At 71.6% G+C, this 18071-nt stretch carries 19 protein-coding genes; 8 read left to right on the forward strand and 11 right to left on the reverse strand.

The window, feature by feature from the left end; translation table 11 throughout:
* The first annotated feature begins 35 nt into the window (after nt 1-35).
* Nucleotides 36-863 (forward strand): hypothetical protein, encoded by an 828-nt coding sequence (locus tag AA23TX_RS04995; RefSeq protein WP_196425182.1) that lies wholly within the window; start codon nt 36-38, stop codon nt 861-863.
* Between the two features lie 172 nt (nt 864-1035).
* Entirely contained in the window at nt 1036-1752 is a 717-nt protein-coding gene (locus tag AA23TX_RS05000) for a nitroreductase/quinone reductase family protein (protein ID WP_155541406.1), read from the forward strand.
* On the opposite strand, the gene AA23TX_RS05005 is transcribed toward AA23TX_RS05000, so the two are convergent.
* Genes AA23TX_RS05005 through AA23TX_RS05025 form a run of 5 tightly spaced genes read right to left on the reverse strand, consistent with a single transcriptional unit; the run spans nt 1753 to nt 6415 of the window.
* A complete protein-coding gene (locus AA23TX_RS05005; protein WP_230862344.1) occupies nt 1753-2604 on the reverse strand; it encodes a TIGR03620 family F420-dependent LLM class oxidoreductase in 852 nt (283 codons plus the stop codon). It abuts the gene before it with no gap.
* Between the two features lie 28 nt (nt 2605-2632).
* The gene (locus AA23TX_RS05010) at nt 2633-3322 is read right to left on the reverse strand and encodes a TetR/AcrR family transcriptional regulator (protein WP_155541407.1); all 690 of its coding nucleotides are present in this window, start codon (nt 3320-3322) and stop codon (nt 2633-2635) included.
* Between the two features lie 28 nt (nt 3323-3350).
* Nucleotides 3351-4280 carry a phosphotransferase enzyme family protein gene (locus tag AA23TX_RS05015; RefSeq protein ID WP_155541408.1) on the reverse strand — a complete coding sequence of 310 codons (930 nt, stop codon included), beginning with the start codon at nt 4278-4280 and terminating at the stop codon, nt 3351-3353.
* 11 nt (nt 4281-4291) lie between these two features.
* Nucleotides 4292-5473: a pyridoxal phosphate-dependent aminotransferase gene (locus tag AA23TX_RS05020; protein ID WP_230862345.1), complete on the reverse strand. Its 1182-nt coding sequence runs from the start codon at nt 5471-5473 to the stop codon at nt 4292-4294.
* A 33-nt stretch (nt 5474-5506) separates the two neighbouring features.
* On the reverse strand, nt 5507-6415 hold the full coding sequence (locus tag AA23TX_RS05025) for a hypothetical protein (RefSeq protein WP_155541410.1): 909 nt from the start codon (nt 6413-6415) through the stop codon (nt 5507-5509).
* Nucleotides 6416-6628: 213 nt separating this feature from the next.
* Here AA23TX_RS05025 and AA23TX_RS05030 point away from each other — a divergent pair, with 213 nt between their 5' ends.
* The 3 genes from AA23TX_RS05030 to AA23TX_RS05040 all read left to right on the forward strand — a co-directional run bounded on the left by AA23TX_RS05030 (nt 6629) and on the right by AA23TX_RS05040 (nt 8122).
* On the forward strand, nt 6629-6928 hold the full coding sequence (locus tag AA23TX_RS05030; RefSeq protein ID WP_155544257.1) for a YciI family protein: 300 nt from the start codon (nt 6629-6631) through the stop codon (nt 6926-6928).
* 160 nt (nt 6929-7088) lie between these two features.
* Complete coding sequence (locus tag AA23TX_RS05035; RefSeq protein ID WP_155541411.1) at nt 7089-7388, forward strand: hypothetical protein; 300 nt, start codon at nt 7089-7091, stop codon at nt 7386-7388.
* Complete coding sequence (locus AA23TX_RS05040; RefSeq protein WP_155544258.1) at nt 7385-8122, forward strand: dihydrofolate reductase family protein; 738 nt, start codon at nt 7385-7387, stop codon at nt 8120-8122. Before AA23TX_RS05035 ends, AA23TX_RS05040 begins: the two co-directional genes overlap by 4 nt.
* Nucleotides 8123-8383: 261 nt before the next feature.
* On the opposite strand, the gene AA23TX_RS05045 is transcribed toward AA23TX_RS05040, so the two are convergent.
* The 4 genes from AA23TX_RS05045 to AA23TX_RS05060 form a co-directional block, all read right to left on the reverse strand.
* On the reverse strand, nt 8384-8779 hold the full coding sequence (locus AA23TX_RS05045; RefSeq protein ID WP_155541412.1) for an NUDIX domain-containing protein: 396 nt from the start codon (nt 8777-8779) through the stop codon (nt 8384-8386).
* Nucleotides 8780-8794: 15 nt separating this feature from the next.
* Nucleotides 8795-10465 carry a hypothetical protein gene (locus AA23TX_RS05050; RefSeq protein WP_155541413.1) on the reverse strand — a complete coding sequence of 557 codons (1671 nt, stop codon included), beginning with the start codon at nt 10463-10465 and terminating at the stop codon, nt 8795-8797.
* Nucleotides 10466-10546: 81 nt separating this feature from the next.
* Nucleotides 10547-10909 (reverse strand): VOC family protein, encoded by a 363-nt coding sequence (locus tag AA23TX_RS05055; RefSeq protein WP_155541414.1) that lies wholly within the window; start codon nt 10907-10909, stop codon nt 10547-10549.
* 30 nt (nt 10910-10939) lie between these two features.
* A complete protein-coding gene (locus AA23TX_RS05060; RefSeq protein ID WP_155541415.1) occupies nt 10940-11362 on the reverse strand; it encodes a hypothetical protein in 423 nt (140 codons plus the stop codon).
* A 101-nt stretch (nt 11363-11463) separates the two neighbouring features.
* Here AA23TX_RS05060 and AA23TX_RS05065 point away from each other — a divergent pair, with 101 nt between their 5' ends.
* From AA23TX_RS05065 to AA23TX_RS05075, 3 genes are all read left to right on the forward strand, one after another.
* Complete coding sequence (locus AA23TX_RS05065) at nt 11464-12612, forward strand: serine hydrolase domain-containing protein (protein WP_155541416.1); 1149 nt, start codon at nt 11464-11466, stop codon at nt 12610-12612.
* 700 nt (nt 12613-13312) lie between these two features.
* Complete coding sequence (locus AA23TX_RS05070) at nt 13313-13501, forward strand: hypothetical protein (RefSeq protein ID WP_155541417.1); 189 nt, start codon at nt 13313-13315, stop codon at nt 13499-13501.
* 91 nt (nt 13502-13592) lie between these two features.
* A complete protein-coding gene (locus AA23TX_RS05075) occupies nt 13593-16202 on the forward strand; it encodes a CHAT domain-containing protein (RefSeq protein WP_155541418.1) in 2610 nt (869 codons plus the stop codon).
* Here the strand turns inward: AA23TX_RS05075 and AA23TX_RS05080 are convergent.
* Nucleotides 16194-17168, reverse strand: a complete 975-nt coding sequence (locus AA23TX_RS05080; RefSeq protein ID WP_155541419.1) for an aldo/keto reductase — start codon at nt 17166-17168, stop codon at nt 16194-16196. The genes AA23TX_RS05075 and AA23TX_RS05080 overlap by 9 nt on opposite strands.
* Nucleotides 17169-17170: 2 nt before the next feature.
* Nucleotides 17171-17959 (reverse strand): SDR family oxidoreductase, encoded by a 789-nt coding sequence (locus tag AA23TX_RS05085; RefSeq protein ID WP_155541420.1) that lies wholly within the window; start codon nt 17957-17959, stop codon nt 17171-17173.
* Nucleotides 17960-18071: the final 112 nt, after the last annotated feature.

Genomic DNA, 18071 nt, shown 5'->3' on the forward strand with positions numbered 1-18071 from the left:
GCTCGCACCAGTCCGATGTGGTTCGCTGGGACACGATGGACTTCGACACGGTGGCCGGCGAGCTCTACGGGGGTGACCTCGCGGAGTTCGTCAGCGCGCGCAACGCGGCGGCGAAGGCCGCGAAAGCCGAGGGGAACGCCGAGCTCGCGGCGAAGATCCGCGAGCTGCGGAAGCCGACCACGGCCGCCGCGATCGTCAACCGGCTGGCCCGGGAAGACGATGCCGAGCTGCGCGAACTGGCCGAACTCGGCGACGAGCTGCGCGACGCCCACACCCGCCTGGCCGGGGACGACCTGCGCGCCCTGACCCGGCGCCGCGGCGAGCTGGTCCGGCGGATCGTGCACGGGCTGCCGTCGATGAGCGACACCGTCTCCCGCGAGGTCGAGGCGACGCTGGAAGCCGTCGCGGCCGATCCGGGCACCGCGGAGCTGGCCGTGGCCGGGCGCTTGACGTCCGTGGCGCACCAGGACACCGACCAGTGGTTCACCCTCGCCGCGAACGCCGCTCCGCCGTCCGCGGGCAAGCGCCCGGCGAAGCTGGTGGAAAAGGCCGAACCGGCCAAGCCCAAAAGGGATCACCGGCGCGAGGAAGAGGAACGCCGGCAGGCCCGGGCCGAGCGCGAGCGCCTGCGCAAGGAGGCCGCCGAGCTGGCCAAGGAGCGCGCCGTGGCCGAGCGCGACCTCGTCCGCACCGAACGCGCGGCCGAGCAGGCCACGGCCCGCGTCGAAGACCTCCGCACGCGTCTCGAGGAGGCGGAGGAACGCGCCGAGCGCGCGACGGCGGAGTTCGAGAAGGCGAAGGAAACCTACGAGCAGGCCGACAATGCCGCCGAGGAAGCGCGAAAGGCTGCCGAAGCACGCTGATCACGTGGTAGCGTGAAAGCGCGCCCCGGATGGGCCTACGCACGGAGGTAGTGGCTACTCAGCCCCCTTGAATCGACACGTTCTGCCGTCCCAGGCAGAAGTGTGCCCTCCGCGCGCCCGTTCCGTGTCGCTTCACGGCCTCCGGCGATCACTTCGTCGCCAAAGGAGCAGCTTGATCCAGCTCACCACGACCGGTGCCCGCACCGGCCGGAAGCACCGCATTCCCCTGGGGGACTTGGACATCGACGGCCGCCTGGTCGTCGTCGCCTCGGCGATGGGCTCGCCGAGGCACCCCGCCTGGTACCACAACATCCGCCACAACCCGCTGGTCACCGTGGAAACCGGCACCGAGACGTTCGACGCGATGGCCGCGCTCCCGCCGGACCGCGACGCGTTGTTCGCCGAGGTCGTCGCGCGCGAACCGGGGTTCGCGGAGTACCAGGCGAGGACGACCCGCGTGCTGCCGGTCGTCGAGCTGCACCGGCTCGATGCCGTGCGCCGCATGGGCGACTGGCTCGTCGAGGTGCACGACTGGCTGCGCGCCGAGCTGCGGAAGCTGCGCGACGGCGAGCCGCATCGCCTGAGCACCCGGTGCTCCGGCTTCTGCGCCGCCCTCACCCGGCACCACTCGGGGGAGGGCGCCGCGATCTTCCCCATGCTGGCCACGCGGTTCCCGGCGCTCGCGCCCACGCTGGACGAGCTGGGCGAGGAGCACGTCGTCGTCGCGCGGTTGCAGGAGGAGATCCAGCGGCTCGTCGACGAGGAAACCGATCCGGCCCGGCTGCGCACGGAGTTCGACCGGCTGGCGTCCGCTTTGGACGATCATTTCGCCTACGAGGAACGCACGATCGTCACCGCGCTCAACGCCCTCCTGCCCGCACCCGGCTGATCAGAGCAGGACCTCGGCCAGCTGCCGGTGGTTCTCGGCCTCGATCTCGGCCGACCGGCCGATGACCTGGACGGCCACGTGGTCGGCGCCCGCGTCCACATGGGACCGTAGCCCCTTCGCGATCTCTTCCGGCGTGCCGTGCAGCGCGAGGTCGTCGATCAGCCGGTCGCTGCCGCCCCCGGCGACATCGGCCTCGGTGTACCCGTGGCGCAGCAGGTTGTTCACGTAGTTGCGCAGCCCGAGGTAGGGCTCGCGGATGAAGGCGCGGCCGATTTCGCGAGCCTCCTCGGGGCTGCCGACGACGACCTTCTGCTCCGGGGCCAGGATCTTGCCCGCGCCCAGGACCGACCGGGCGTGCCGCGTGTGCGCGACCGGGACGAGGTACGGGTGCGCGCCCGCGGTGCGGTCCCGGGCCAGCTTCAGCACCCGGTCGCCGAGCGCGGCGAGCACCCGGGCCTCTTCGGGCACGCCGGCCGCGTCGAGCCGGTCGAGGAAGCCGACGAGCGTGTCGTACGGGCTGTGGTAGCCGGTGACCGACTCGGGGTGGCCGACGCCGATCCCGAGCAGCAAGCGCTTTCCGTACCGGCCCGCGAGCCGGTGGTAGGACTCGGCGAGCGCCTCCGGCTCGTCGGCCCAGACGTTCACGATCGCCGTCGCCACGGTGATCCGCTCGGTCGAGGCCAGGATGTCCTCGACGAACGCGAGGTCGCTGATGGAGGCCCGGCCGGTGCCGAGCCAGGCCGTGCCGTAGCCGAGCTTGTCCGCCGCGACGGCGTGCAGCTTGCGGGTCGCGTCGTCGCGGTGCGGGGACAGGAACACGCCGAAGGTACCGAGGTTCGCTACATTTGCCATAGTGATTAATGTAGCAAATATAGCGTCGTCAGTTCGAGAGGCGGTGCAACCACTCCCGCAGCAGCTGCCGCTCGGTCGTGGTCAGCTGGTCGACGTCGTCCGCGAGTGCGGTCGACAAAGCGACCGCGAGCGCGCCGACGGTCGAGCCTTCGGCCGGCCGCTCGGCGAGCAGCCCGGCCAGGACGGCCTCCCTGACCTGCGTGGACATCGCCAGGTCACGGCTCTCCTCCGGCTGCGCGATCAGGCTGAGCGTGACCCCGCTGTTCGCCGCCGCGAACTGCCGCGCGGCCTCCGCGGCCTCGACGCGCAGCCGGCCGTCGCGCGCCAGCGGCGTGAACAGCTCCAGCAGCATCGCCTCGGCGCTGGAGGTGAGGTTGCACGGCACGCCCGGCTCGATCTGGCCGTAGAGCAGCACGTAGAACTGCGGGTTCTCCAGGCCGTACCCGACGTGCCGGTCCCAGCCCGCGCGGATCCGGTCCACCGGGTCGCCGCCGGGCGCGGGAGCCTGCACGTACTGCGTGAAGCCGTAGTTGACGACGGCGTCGAGCAGGCCCTGCTTGCTGCCGAAGTGGTGGTACAGCGTGGGGGCCTGGACGCCGGCGCGTTCGCAGATCGCCCGCGTCGACACGGGCCCGCCTTGGGCTTCGTGCAGGAGCTGCCCGGCGGCCAGCAGCAGGCGATCGCGGGTGCTGGTGGTGCTGCTCGATCGTCCGGCCATGTAGCAATTGTAGCGCCGCGGTATAACGTCAGGTTCTCAGCCGCAGTTGCACCCGGCGTAGCCCGGCGAAAGCGCTCAGCACCGCGGGGTCGGTGGTCGCCGCGTCCGGGCGCACCGACCGGTAGCCGTCCAGGAGCGACTCCCGCAGCTCGTCCCGCTGCGGGAGGTGCTTGAGCTCGTCGAGCGCCACGGCGAGGTCGTACGCGTAGTGCCCGTACCCGCAGTCGTCGAAGTCGATCGCCCGGACGCGGCCGCGGTGGAACAGGTAGTTCTCCTGGCGCAGGTCGCCGTGGACGAGGCCGAAGACGTCGGCGCCACACCCCAGCTCGGCGCGGACCGCGCGCACCCGCCGGGCGGCGGCGCGGACCCGTTCGTCGCCACCGGCCAGCGCGACCGCCCGGTCGAGCACGGCGTCGGAGAGGCCGTCGACCTGCGAGCGGCCGAACTCGGTCAGGTCGTCGACGCGGCCGCGGTCGAGACCGTTCATCCGTGCGCCGTGCAGGTGCAGCCGCGCGGTGAACTCGCCCACCGCGTAGAGCTGCGGCGCGCTGAGCCGTTCGTCGACGAACCGGCCGTCGACCCAGTGGCAGAGCACGCAGGTGCGCGGCTCCGGCACCGCCGGGTCGGCGACCACGGTGACCAGGCCCCGCGCCCGCGTCGGCACCGGCCGCGGGACGACGAGGTCGGTCTCGCGGCCCAGCGCGGCGAGCCACGCCATTTCGGACCGCACCTGCGCGGTGCCCGGGCCGTCCGCCCGCTGCACCCGCAGCACGTACCGGTGGCCGTCCGCGCCGTCGACGCGGAACATCGTGTTGAGCCCGCGGCCCAGCGGCGTCAGCCGGGCCACCGGCACGTCGTAGCCGGTCAGGGCGGCTTCGGCGAGCCGGCGCAGGCGCCGGGTGCGGCCCGAGCGGTCCAGGCGGGCGAACGGCCGGTCGTTCGCCGTGGAGCCGGCCATGGCCCAGGTGCTCAGCTGATCGACCGTTCCGGCTCGCGGGAGTGCGCGACGAGCTCGATCGTCGGCGTGTGGCGGCCACCGCCACCCAGCCGCTCGACCCCGCGCAGACCCTCGACCAGCCGCTCGACCTCGGTGTCCGGCCGCACCCCGAAGCGCATGAACTGGCTGGTCATGCCGATCTTGTTGCCGCACTGGCGCACCAGCAGGTGGTGCTCGGCGAGCAGGTAGTCGCAGAGTTCGGCGCCGTCGACCGACCCGGGCAGCTTGACGAGCAGGAAGTTCGCCTGCGAGGGGAACACCGTCAGCTCCGGGAACTGGTTCAGCTGCGAGTTCATCATGAACCGGTCGAGAGCGAGCTTCTTGAGGCTCTCCTCGTACTCCGCGCGGTGCTCGGCGAGCATGAAGATGACGGTCTCGGCCAGCGAGTTCAGGTTCCACTTCGGCAGCGCGCCCGACAGCTTGCGCGTCAGGGCCGGGTTCGACACCTGGTAGCCGAACCGGATCCCGTGCAGCCCGAAGTTCTTGCCGAGGCTCTTCAGCACGATGACGTTGGGCCGCACGACGGCTTCGGCGGCCACCGACGGGTTCATCTCGGCCTCGACGAAGTCGATGAACGACTCGTCGATCACCACGAGGTCGAGGTCCTCGAGGGCGTCCATGAACCGGATCACCTCGCGGCGCGACAGGTACCCGCCGTCGGGGTTGTTCGGGTTGCACAGCACCGCGACCCGGGAGCCGCGGCGCTTGATGAACGCGACGTACTCGTCCACGCGCAGCTCGAAGTTGTCGGACTCCTTGAGCAGGAACATGTCGACGCGCTTGCCGGTCTCCAACGGCTGGTCGGTCCAGCGGCCGAACGTCGGGATCGGCACGGCGATGCTGGCGTCGACGAGCAGCCGGTCGATCCAGGTGATCAGCTCGGTCGAGCCGTTGGCCAGCGAGATCGTCGACGGGTTGAGCCGCAGCACGCTCGCCAGCTGCGCGGTGATCGCGCCCGCGTCGCTCGGGTAGAACTTGAGGATCGTGCGGAGGTTGCGCTCCAGCTCGCCGAACATCTCGTCGGTGGGGAAGTACGGGTTGCAGGGGATGCAGAAGTCCGCGAGGTCGTCCGCGTGCTGGCCCATCGCGCGCGCCACGGAGAAGAACGACGGGCTGTGCGCCGCACTCTGCTGGAAAAGGCCTCTGGTGGTCATGCCGTGCCGCACGCGTGGTCTCCGTCCGCCGCTTTACCGGCCCCTTGCCTTCCCGATGGGGACACGGGTGAATCGGACGGACGGTTCAACACCGGTCACCGCGTAGATCCCGAGGCCGGCCAGCGCGGCGCCGGCCAGCACGGAGAGGCCGAGGAGCGGCAGCGGCGCGGCCAGCGGGTCGATGCCGGTGAACGACTCGGCGCCGATCACGGCGGTGAGCAGGGCGTCGGCCACGACCGCCGCGAGCACGACACGCAGCCGGTGCGCTTCCGGCCAGCGGGTGAACCGCAGGACCCAGGCCAGCGCGGGGAGCACGAGGATCGCGTGCATCGCGACCGCGTGCAGCGGCTTGAGCGAGCCCGCGGTGGTGTACGCGCCTTGCGGGTCGCCGCCACGCGCCGCGACGACGCCGCGCCCGATCATCACCGCGCCGGTGGCCAGCGCGACCAGGAGCACGACCAGGCCCGCCCGGACGGCCAGGCGCATGCTCGCCGCCTCCGGGCCGGGCTCGACCAGCGCCGCGGCCGTGAAGCCGATGATCGTCAGGACGATCACCCCGCCACCCGCGGCGAGCGTCATCGACACGGCGCTGTCGAACGGCGTTTCGAAGTCGAAGTGCGACGGCACCCCGCGCCAGGCCTGCATGCTGACCAGCACGACCTCGGCGACGCTCGCGGCCGTGAACGCGCCGAGCAGGGCGGTGCGCAGCCGGGGCCGGACCGTGAGGAACGACGTCGCCCAGGCGACCGACGCGAGCGTCAGCCCGAACGACAGCCCGAACGTGACGGCCTTGCGCATCGACAGCGGTCCCAGCCACGAGCCGCCGGTGGCGAGGAGCACGACCGCGTGCACGACGCCGCTCAGGAACAGTGCCGCGCCGACGGCGTAGGCGACCTTTTCGACTCGCCTGGCGTCGTGCCGGATCCGGGTCAGTGCGTTCATGGCGTCGAGTGTGGCGCCCGGGAGGGGATCGGCGCGTCGGCCCGGTGGCGGCACCGCGGCGTACGACGACGGGCGTACGGCAATCGTGGAGAAATGCCGAAAAGTGTTGGTAAAGGAATTGCGTTGTTCTTGACCGGAATATAAGGAAAACACGTGTCCGCCGACACTCGGCAGGCGGATGCGGTGCGGCCGGAAGAGTTCTACCATCGAATCATGTACATCGCCCTGCTGACCTACACGGCACCCGAAACAGAAGTCGACTACGCGCTTCCGGACCATTCGGACTGGGTGCGCAACCAATTCACGAAGGGAGTATTCCTCGTTTCCGGAAAGGGGAACGGCGCGGCCGACCAGGTGATCCTCACGCGGTCGGTGCTGCGCGGCAAGCTCGACGCGGTGCTCGCCAGCGATCCGTTCGTCGTCCGCCGCCTCGCCCGCTACGAAGTCATCGAGTTCACCGCCACGCGCACCGCTCAGGAGCTGCTGGCGATCAACGAGGCCATCGCCTCCTGAGGAGTTCCGCCACGGTCGGGTGGCCCGGCGACGAGGCCCCGCCACCTGCCGGCGAAGAAGTGCGGCTGTCCGGTCCGAACCGGTGACGCCTGAGCCGCCTCGCTCACCTGCTGGTCTCGCTTATGATCGGGACGCCCGGATGCCCAGCAGGGAGAGTGCGATGAAGACCCCCGACCTCGTGTTCCGGGGCCGCCGGTCGAGCGCTGACCGCGCGCTGGTGCCGGTCGCGGTCCCAGTGCTCCCGGGGCCCCACGCGGCGTGGGAATCGGTCCTTCACGCCGTCGACGAGAGCGCCGATCTCGTGGGTTTCGCCGGAACCGGCGTCGAACCCTTGGTCGCGTGGGCCCGCTCGAAGTGCCCCGATTTCGTCGTGGCGGGCGACGGGACCCCGGGCGCCCTGGCGCCGGCAGCGAGCATCGCGGGCACGCGACAGCCGGCGAAGGCGGTCCGATGGGAGTGATCCGGCAGATCTGGCCGGTCGAGCGCGGCCTCGACGACCACGATCTGGAGCAGCTCTACCGGTACCCGGCCGACCCCCGGTGGGTGGCGGTCAACTTCGTGTCCAGCACGGACGGCGCGATCACGGTCGAGGGCCGCTCGGCGAGCCTGTCGACCCCGGCCGACCGCATCGTCTACCGGCTGGGCAACGACCTGGCGGACGTGGTCCTGGTGGGCGCGGGGACGGCGATGGCGGAGGGGTTCGAGGGCATGCGCCCCGACGAGCGTTCCGCCGACCGCCGCCGGCGGTTCGGGCTGGCTCCGATCGCCCCGGTCGCGGTGGTGACGACCGGGCGGTCCCTGCCCCCGGACGCCCCGGTGATCACGAAGGCGGCGGTCCCGACGCTGGTGTTCACGTCCGCGGCGGCCCCGTCGTCGCTGCGTGACGAATGGGCGGCGAACGGCGCCAGGGTGTTCGTCGTGGGTGCGACGGAGGTGCCGGCGTCCGAGGTGGTCTCGACGCTGGTGGCCGAGGGCCTGGGCCGCATCGACTGCGAGGGCGGGCCGCGGTTGTTCGGGTCGTTGATCGAAGCGGGCGTGGTCGACGAGTTCCGCTTGACGGTGGCGCCGTTCCTGGTGGCCGGAGCGTCGAGCCGCGCGGCGGTGGGCGGGGTGATCGACCCGGCTTCGCTGGAGCTGGCTTCGGTGCTGACCGACGGGAAAAGCGTGCTGCTGCGGTATGTGATCCCCCGCTAGCCCCGGTTTTGTCGGTGCTGCCCGGTAATGTGGAATCCGGGGGTCCCCTGGACCATTTTTGTCGGTGCCTTCGGGTAGTGTGGAAATCGGGGGCTGCCTACGCGCGTTTCCCTTGTGCCGCAACAGAAACCCCGCGTCGCCGCCGAGGTTTCGGTTCACCCGATTCAGCGATGATCTTTCGCACGCGTGTTCGGTAACGTCGGTGGCATGACCACTCTTCCCCCGTCCGGCCACCGAAGACCGGCGCCGCACCCGCGGCGTTCACAGCAGCCGGCGAAAATGCTCCGCCATCTCGAGGCGCCGGGCGTCTCGCGGTGCGAGCCAAGCGAAGTCGTCGTGCTCTTCCGGGTTGAGCACGACAGCTCCGGAGCCGTCCTCTTCCACCGTGTAAACGAAAGCGTGGATCTCCAGCGCGCGCCCGCCGACGTCCGGCCAGGAATCGCGGGCGAGCTCACCGGTGACCCGCACCCGCAACCCCGTCTCCTCCGCCACTTCACGGGCCGCGGCGGCTTCGAAGGCCTCGCCCGGCTCGACCGTCCCGCCGGGCGGTTCCCACCGTCCCGCGAGGAAGACGCCGGGCCCGCGCCGGAGGAACAGCACCCGGTCGCCGCGGGCGATCCAGCAGTAGGCCAGGTGCTTCCGCGCGATCTCCGTCATGCGCGCGATTCTCGCTCAGTTGGTCTTCGACGTCGGCAGGTGGGCGCCGAGGTAGCCGACGTACACCGTGCCGGTGCGGTCGGTGTCGTCGAGGAAGTGCAGCCTCGGCGCCGGCGACTTGAAGCGCTCCAAGGCGATGTGGGCGCCGAAGTAGTCGCGGCCGGCGGGGTTCGTCCGCGGGTCGACGCGGAACGTCCGCGCCTGCCGGAGCCGTTCGTTCGTGGTCACCGTTTCCGATTCGGCCAGGGCGATGATGTTGGCGCTGATCAGCGAGCCTGGCTGGCCGGTGCGGGCGAACGCGAGCACGTCCGACAGCTCGGGCCCGGGGTCCTGGCCCGCGTCGAGCAACGTGGTCCGCGCGCACGCATACGCGTCGAGGGTGCGGAGCGCGTCCCACGCCTTGCGCCGCCAGGCACCGGCTTTCGGGTGGTGGTCGAGGATCGCGGCGGGAGCCGGGTCGGCCGTGATCGCGAGGTGCTTGAGCGTCGCCGTGGCGGCGCCGATCAGGTCGGCGAAGCTCGGGAACTCTTCGGGCGGACGCTCGGCGGCGGCGACCTCGTCGTCGGCGCCGTGGTATCGGGCGAGCGTGCCCGCCAGCAGCCCGTTCACGCGTCTGAGCTCGTCGCGTTCGGTCTCCGTCTCCTCGAACGCGCGCGCGTAGTCGTCCACTTCCCCCTGCAGCTGCGCGAGCTGCGTCCGCAGGCACGCGACGTCGATCGCGGACAGGTCTTCGAGCCGGCGGCGAAGCACCTTGGCCTCGCCGGCGTGCCGATCCCGGTCCTCGGCGTCGGCCTTCGACTTCTTGCGCAGGATCGTGATCACGCCCCGCGCCTCCGCCAGCTCGCGCTCCGCGCGGTCCAGCTTCTCCGTCAGCTCGGCGTCCGGCTCCCGCTCCGGCGCGTCGAACGGATCCGCGGCGTACCACGCTTTCACGCTCGGCACCTCCGCCCACTCCGCCGGCAGCGGTGTCCGGCCGCGCGTCTGGAGCAGCCGCGTGATCGCGCCCTGGAGCGCCTCGCCGGAGACCGGGCTGGCGGTCTCGACGAAGTCCGGGAGCTGGTCGCACAGCGGCGCGTACAGCCGCGCGCCCAGCGGCACCTCGTAGCCGAGCGGCACGTGCTGGTTGAGGGTGCGGCGGAAGCGGTCGTCGACGTCGAAGACGTTGACCAGCCCGGGCCAGCCGTCCACCGGCACGGTCGGCGGTTCGGTGAGCACCAGCACCGCCGACGTCCGCCAGTCCGCCACCAGCGCCTCGCCCAGCAGCTCCGCGACGCGGTCGCACTCCTTGCGAGACCAGCCGCGCATCGCGAGAACCGGCGCTTCGATCGGAATCTCGTCACTCCCGCTCGCGCCGAGCTCCTCCAGCCCGATCCGGTGCGCCGGCGCTTCGTGGCAGCTGCGCCACGGCCGCGTGCACGCGGCGGCCAGCAACCACGCCACGCGGTCTTCGCCGGCGTGGTAGCACAGCGAAAGCAATACCTGAACGGAGTAGCGGCCTTCGCCGCCCGTCCACCCGAACTTCAGGTCGCACCGGCGCGAACCGCCGTCGTCGGAGGAGCCGAGATCGGCGACCGTGTAGTCGTCGTGCTGCCGCTGGCGGGTGATCAGCCTGCTGCGCAAGGCGTCCAGGGGGCGTTTCCCCTCGGTGGGGACCAGTCCGTGGTGCCAGATCCGGTGCACCCCCACAGGACTCAACTCCGTTCGCCGGAAACAGGACCTCAGGCGAACATAGCGGATCCTGTGACCGGGCGAACGCGGGGCGTCACCTCATTCACGCGTCCAGAGGCAGAACGGATGCCCGGCCGGATCGAAGCAGACGCGGACGTCCTCCTGGGGCTGGAAGTCCGAGACCGTGGCACCCGCGGCGGTCGCGGCCGCCGTCGCCGCGTCGAGGTCGTCGACCTCGATGTCGAGGTGCAGCTGCATCTGCTGGGCACCGCCGGCGGGCGGCCACACCGGCGGGAGGTGCTCGGTCTCGAGCTGGAACGACAGCCCGGCGCTGCCGTCGTCCGGGCGCAGCGTCACCCACTCCGGCTCGTCGGTCTTGATCGGCCAGCCGAGCAGCTTCGAGTAGAACTCGGCGAGCGCACGCGGTTCCGGCGCGCCGAGCACGGTGGAGGTCAGCTTCATGACCCGGTGGTACCCGCCGGCGCGGGCCTTCTACCGGGCCGGGCCGGTCCGGGTGTCAAAGTAGGCGACGGGCGGGCCGACCTGGTGCCACGACGTCGTGGCGAACACCGCGGCCCCTGACAACGCGAGCAGCGCGGTGATGACGGCGAGCGTGGCGCCGATCCGGCCCGGCCCTGGCCGGGTGCGCGCACCGGCGTGGACGCCGAAGACCAGGGCCAGCACGCTGATCGGCAGCAACGCGAACCACAGTGCGCCGAGGACCAGCACGAACGCCTGCGCGACCCACGAGTACACCCACGCGGTCACGACCGGCGGCCGCACGATCAGCCAGGCCGCCCAGGTGGCCACGGCGAGCGTGAACCCGGAGGCGCCGATCGCCAGCGACGCGATCGCCAGGCCACGGCCGGGTCGCGCGGTATCGGTCGTTTCGGCTTCGAATTCCGGTGCCCCCACACCGGGAACATCCCGCCGGGGCGCCCCGGTGTTACGCGGAATACCCCGTCGCCGCGTGGGTTGATTCCAGGCACAGGCGAAGGATCACTGAGGGAGCCGCCATGTCGTCAGAGCACATCCAGGGGACCGTCGCCGACGGGTTCGAGTCCGTCCGCGAGGAGTTCGCCGCCGTCGCGACCGCCGAAGGCGGCGACTACGCCGCCCAGCTCGTGGCGCACGTCGACGGCGAGCGCGTCGTCGACCTGTGGACCGGCCCCGAGATCACCGCCGACTCGCTGACCGGCGTGTTCTCCTCGACCAAGGGGGCGGCGCACCTGGTGGTGGCGCTGCTCGTCCAGGACGGCGTGCTCGACCTCGACCAGCGGGTGAGCCACTACTGGCCGGAGTTCGGCGCGGCGGGCAAGGAGGCGATCACCCTCCGGGAGCTGCTCGCGCACCGCGCCGGTGTCGTGGGCGCGGACGCCGGGTTCACGGCCGAGGAGATCGCCGACGACCGCGTGATCGCCGAGCGGCTCGCCCCGCAGCGGCCGTACTGGCGCCCCGGCACGGCGTTCGGCTACCACGCGCTGGTGATCGGCGCCCTGACCGGCGAGGTCGTCCGGCGCGTCACCGGCCGCAGCATCCAGGAGCACTACGAGGAGCGCGTCCGGCGGCCGTTCGGCCTGGACTTCTACCTCGGGTTGCCGGAGGAGCTGGAGCCCCGGTTCCTGACGACGCAGCCGATGCTGCCGACACCGGAGCAACTGGCCCAGCTGGAGGCGAACGCGACGGGGCCGGACAGCATCACGGGGATCGCGTTCAACCGCAACCACCCGAAGGCGCCGGAGCTCTGGGACCTCCCGAACCTCGAGGTGGTCCGCCGCCTGAGCCCGGCCTCGGTGGGCGGCGTGGCATCGGCCCGAGGCCTGGCCGGCATGTACGCGGCGGCGATCAGCGGCCCCGAGCCGCTCCTGCGCCCGGAGACGGCGGCAGAGTTCGCCCAGGTCCATTCACGGGGTGACGACCTGTCGACCCGCAACCACAACGCGTTCGGTCTGGGCTTCGCGATCGTCTCGGACGACTACCCCGTCCTCGGACAGGGAGCATTCGGCCACAGCGGCGCGGCGGGTTCCCAGGCGTTCGCAGACCCCCGCAGCGGCCTGGCCTACGGCTACAACCGCCGCCGGTTCGCATTCCCCGGCGGAGCGGCCCCGGAGAACGCGAGGCTGGTAAGCGCGATCCACAAGGCGGTGACCGAAAAGCGGGCATGACGAGGTAGCGGTCCACAAAGGACTCTCCTGGCCGATCGGTCAGGAGAGCGGAGAGCGCACGCTCAAAACGGCTCACACCCGCGAGAATCCCCCGGGCGCGAGGTGCCGGTGAGCGTTGCCGCGCGAGAGCGCACGCTCGGCATCGCAGACGTGGCCAGGTTTTACGTCGCACCCGGCCATGCTGGAGGGACGCGCCGAAAGTGGGCGACGCGGAAGAGCCGGGCCAAGCAGGGGCGCGCTGGAAGCGGCACTCAGGCTCGAGGCGGTGCCGATCGGGCGCGGAGCGAGCAGGCCGGCGAGCCGTCGGCCGGATGTCGGCGTGTGGTCGGCCGTCGATGCCCTGACCGCCCGAGGCCGCACCTCCGGGCGAACCAGGCAGCAGGCATCGCCGAGTGAGGCGATGATTGCCATCCGCACCCGGCGCAACACCTCACCCCGGACGGCCCCGGCCCGCGCTCGGCCACCCGGCGGGATGCACGTCCGCAATGGACGTCGTTACAGAGTTCACTCGTTAGGACGTTCCTGTCGGGACGTTTCGCCTGATCACGCAAGTTGGTCTGACTTTCCGTAGCGAAAACTCTCCCGATCACTGCTCCGTTGTGTAACTATTGGTCCGTTCGCGGGGAGAGGGCCCCGCGAGGGGGACTCACCGTCACGGCGAGCGGCCCCATGCAGATCCCCAGGGGAGAGGAGATCGACCATGTCGACGCCCACGGACACCAAGCCCGAAGAAACCCCGGAGCCGGTCGAAAAGGCCGGCCCGGTGGTCCCGCACCCCGAGCCCGACGAGTTCGGCTGGGTGCACATCGATCACGTGCCGGAGAAGCCGAAGGACGGCACCATCGTGACGCCGAACTGCGGCGCACCTTGCTTCGAGGTCGCACGCTGAGCTTGACCAAGTTGTAATCGCCCGCCTGCCGATCTTCACAGGGTAGGCGGGCGTCTTCTGCTACAGCCTGTGCTGTCATGGTGGAGTGCCTGTGACGAACCTGGACCCGTCGGAAGTCGTCGATGAGGTCCGCAAGCTCCAGCGAGCCGCAACTGATGCTTCGTGTTTGGCGCGGTACCACGAGGGAGTCCGGCTGCTGCGGCGCGGGATGGGGCTGCTGGACTCGATCCACCCGGTGCCCGAAGGCATCCGTACGGACTGGCTGGTGACACGGATCCGCCTGTCGAGCACCTTGGTCGCCATGTCGTCGGAGATCAGCGGGGACCTGGCGGCCGGACTGGCGGGTCTGGACGACGTGCGACTGCTGGTCAAGACGGTCGACGATCCCGTGCTCCGCGCGGAGCTGAGCGGGGCGCTGAACTACAACTACGCGGCCAAGCTGATGGCTGTCGGCCGCAACGAGGAGAGCCTCGGCTACTTCGACGCCTCGATCGCGGACAAGGAATACCGGATGGCGCACGCCGCCGATCCGGAGTCGCGCATGGATTCGCTCGTCCGGAGTTTGTCTTCGCGCGGATGGGCGCACACGAGGCTGGGCAACGTCCAGCAGGCCCGCGCCGACCTGACCCGATCACTGGAGCTCGCCGAGAAGTACGAGCTGCGGGCGATGGTGGCCGACGTGCGACGCAACCTGGGCACGCTGGCCCTGCGGACCGGGGACGTTCCCGAGGCCCTGCGCTTCTACGAGGAGACCGAGCGGACCTACCGGGCCCTGGACATGGAGTTGCCGGCGCTGCTGCGCATCGAGCAGGCGCAAGCCCTGCTGGCGGCGGGACTGGCGGACGAGGCCGGCAGGCATCTCGACGACCTTCTGCTGGAAATGAGCGCTCAGCCCAGCGTCGCTCGCGAACAGGCCCGGGTCGAGCTCTACCGCGCATCGGCCGCCCTGAAGAACGACGAGCTGGACCTCGCCCGCGAGATGGCCGCGGCCGCCCGGCGGGGCATGCGCCGGGCCGGGTGTCAGACCTGCGTCGCCAACGCCGTGATCATCGGGCTGCACGCCGATGTGCGGGCGGCTCTGCATTCGGCCGAGGTGCCGGCCGCGTTGCCCACCAGGGCCATCCGCATCGCGGCGAAGATGCCCTCGCCGATGCTCGCCGAGCAGGCCGCCACGGCGCGGATGCTGGCCGTCCGCCTGGACATCCGGCGCGGCAACCTCAAACGCGCCGTCGAAACGCTCCAGAAGGTCCCTCGCCCCGGGCAGCTCACCCCCATCGACTACCGGATGCTGCGCCGCCTCTGCCGGGCCGAACTCGCCGTCGCCCAGGGGAGCCGGGCCAAGGCGCTCACCGAGATCCGGTCGGGGCTCACCGAACTCGACGCCGTCCGCGATCGCATGGGTGGGCTGGACCTCGTGTCGGGGACCGCGCTCCACGGCCAGGAGCTCGCCGACCTCGCCGTGAAGCTCGTGCTCGAACGCAGCGATGCCCGGCGCCTGTTCGTCTGGCTCGAACGGACCCGCGCGCAGACCTACCGGTACGAGCCGCTCTCCGCCGGGACCGATCCCGAGCTCGCCGCGCGCGTCGCCGAGGTGCGGGGTCTGGGCCAGGCCATCCAAGAGGCCCAGCACGACGGCCACCCCATCGCCGGGCTGCGGGCCAAGTACAACGAGCGTCTCCGCGAGGCTCAGCGGCTCGGCTGGCACACCGGGGGCTGGGGGCGGCCGCGGCCGGTGGCCGGGCTGAACGAGGTCGTCGCGCAGCTCGGGGAACGGGCGCTGGTCAGCTTCGCCGCGTCCGGGGACGAGCTCGTCGCCGTCGTCGTCGCCGGGGGTGAGTGCCGGCTCGTGCGGCTCGGGTCCGCCGGTGCCGCCGCCGAGTCCGGGCGCGTGCTCAACGTCGACCTCGACGCCCTCGCGCCCGACAACCTGCCCGAACGGCTGGCCGAGGTCGTCATGGCGTCGGCGCGCAAGCAGGCCGACAAGCTCGACGCCCAGCTCATCCAGCCGCTGGCCGAGGTCTTCGGCGATCGCGAGCTGGTCATCGTCCCCACCGGGCCGCTCTACGCCGTTCCGTGGGGCGTCCTGCCCGGGCTGCGGGGGCGGCCCACCGTCGTCGCGCCGTCGGCGGGGGCGTGGCTCGCCGCCGAGCTGACGAAGTCGCCGCGGGCCCGCAAGATCGTGCTCGTCCGCGGGCCGGGCCTCGCCGGTGCGCGTGGTGAGCTGGAGAAGCTGACCACGCACTACCGCACCGCGACGACCATGACCGGCGCCAAGGCCACCGTGAAGTCGGTGCTGCGCGCGATGGACGGCGCCAAGCTCGCCCACTTCGCCGCGCACGGCGCGCACGAGCCGGAGAACGCGCTGTTCTCCCGCCTCGAGCTCGCCGACGGCGCCCTCTTCGGGCACGAGATGGCCGGGCTGCGGCAACCGCCGCGGCAAGTCGTCTTCGCCGCCTGCGAACTCGCGCTCAACCGGATCCGGCCGGGCGACGAAGCCCTCGGCTTCGCCAGCGCCCTGCTCGCCAGCGGCTCCCGCACGGTGATCGCGCCGCTGTCGCGCGTCGGTGACCTGGCCTCGGCGGCCGCGATGGACGACTACTACCGCGCCCTGGCCGTCCGGGACAGTCCCGCGCTGGCCCTGGCCGACGCGATCGCCGTCGACCCGTTCCGACGGCCCTTCGTCTGCCTCGGCTCAGGCTGACGACGCTGAGTAGGCCGGCGGGGACCACACCAGCCGCGGATCGGTCTGCACGAAGCTGCCGAGCAGCTGGTCGACCCGGGTCAGCACGTCGAGGTCCAGCCGGACGCCGGCGGCCTTCGCGTTCTCCGTGACCTGCTCCGGTGTGCTCGCCCCCACCACCGTCGACGCGACGGTCTCGTGCTGCAACGTCCACGCCAGCGCGAGCTGCGCCATCGTCAGGCCCGCGTCGTCCGCGACGCCGCGCAGCAGCTCCACCCGCTCCAGCAGCTCCGGCATCAGCAGCGGCCGCGCGTGCGCCGGCCCGGTCGCGCGCGAGCCCGCCGGGATGTGCCCGTCGCGGTACTTGCCGGTCAGCACGCCCTGCGCCAGCGGCATCGACGCGAACTGCCCGACGCCGATCCGCTCGCCCACCGGCATCACCTGGGCCTCGGGCACGCGCCACAGCATCGAATAGTGCGGCTGATTCGCGATGAACGGCACGTCGTACCGCACCGCCGCCTCGTGCGCTTGCAGCAGCTGCTCGGCCGTCCACTCCGACGTGCCGACGTACCGGATCTTCCCCTGCCGCACCAGATCCGAGAGCGCGAGGAACGTCTCGGCGACCGGCGTCCGGTAGTCGAAGCGCAGCAGCTGGTGGACGTCGACGTGGTCGGTGCGCAACCGCCGCAGCGAGCCTTCCAGCGACGCGATCACGTGCTTGCGGCTCAGCCCGGCGTCGTTCGGCCCCGGGCCCTCCGGCCAGAACACGCCGGTGCACAACACGATCTCGTCGCGCCGGACACCGGAGAACGCCGAGCCGAAGGACGCCTCCGCCGCGCCACCGTCCCACGCCGCCGCGGTGTGGAACGTCGTGACGCCGGCGTCCAGCGCCGCGGCGACGCAGCCGGGTGCGTCGTGCGTCTGCCAGTTGCCGTAGGCGATCTCGCTCACGGCCAGCCCGCTCGCGCCGAGCCTGCGGTACTCCACGTTCAGCCTCCCTGGACAGCCATCTCGTCGATCCACGCGTCGACCGCGCCCGCCTTGCGCACGAACGACTCCCGCACGCAGGCGTGCGGCAGGATCAGGAACTCCTCCGTGCCGAGGCCGCGCACGACCGCGTCGGCGACGTCCTCGGGTTCGAGCAGTGGTGCGGCCGCGGCGATCGCCAGCGCGGCCGGGTGGCCGGCGGCGATGCCGGGTTCGAGCAGCGCCGTCCGGACGCCGAGCGGGCACAGCGCGCTGACCCGCACGCCGCGCGGCCGGTAGGTGATCGCCAGCCATTCGGCGAGGCCGACGGCCGCGTGCTTGGTGACCGAGTACGGCGCGTCGCCGGGGGTGCCGAGCAGCCCGGCACCCGACGCCGTGATCAGCAGGTAGCCCTCGCCGCGCGCGAGCATCGCGGGCAGCACGACCTGCGCGGCGTGGACGTGCTGCATGACGTTGATCTCCCACGACCTCGTCCACTGCTCGTCCGCGGCGTGGACGCCGGTGCCGAACGCCGCGCCCGCGTTGGCGCAGAACAGGTCCACCTCGCCGAACTCGGCGCGGGCCGCCGCGACCAGCGTCTTCAGGTCCTTTTTGGACTTCGCGTCTGCGGTCACGGCGACGGCGCGCCCGCCCGCGTCGGCTATTGCGTCCGCCACGCGCCCGGCGCCTGCGGCGTCGACGTCGGACACGACCACCCCGGCCGCGCCCTCGGCGGCGAAGCGCCGCGCCATGGCGGCCCCGATTCCGTGTGCGGCGCCGGTCAGCACGACGACGCGTCCGGTCAGTTCCACGCGGACTCCAGTATTTTCCGGGCTATTGTTACGCAGGTGAGCGAATAGCATTTCCCGTTTAGAATGCGTATGACAAAAGTGCTGGTCAGGGCCGTGATCGTGCGGTCTTCAC

Origin of the sequence: Amycolatopsis camponoti (assembly GCF_902497555.1) — a bacterium.
GTDB classification, from domain to species: Bacteria; Actinomycetota; Actinomycetes; order Mycobacteriales; family Pseudonocardiaceae; genus Amycolatopsis; species Amycolatopsis camponoti.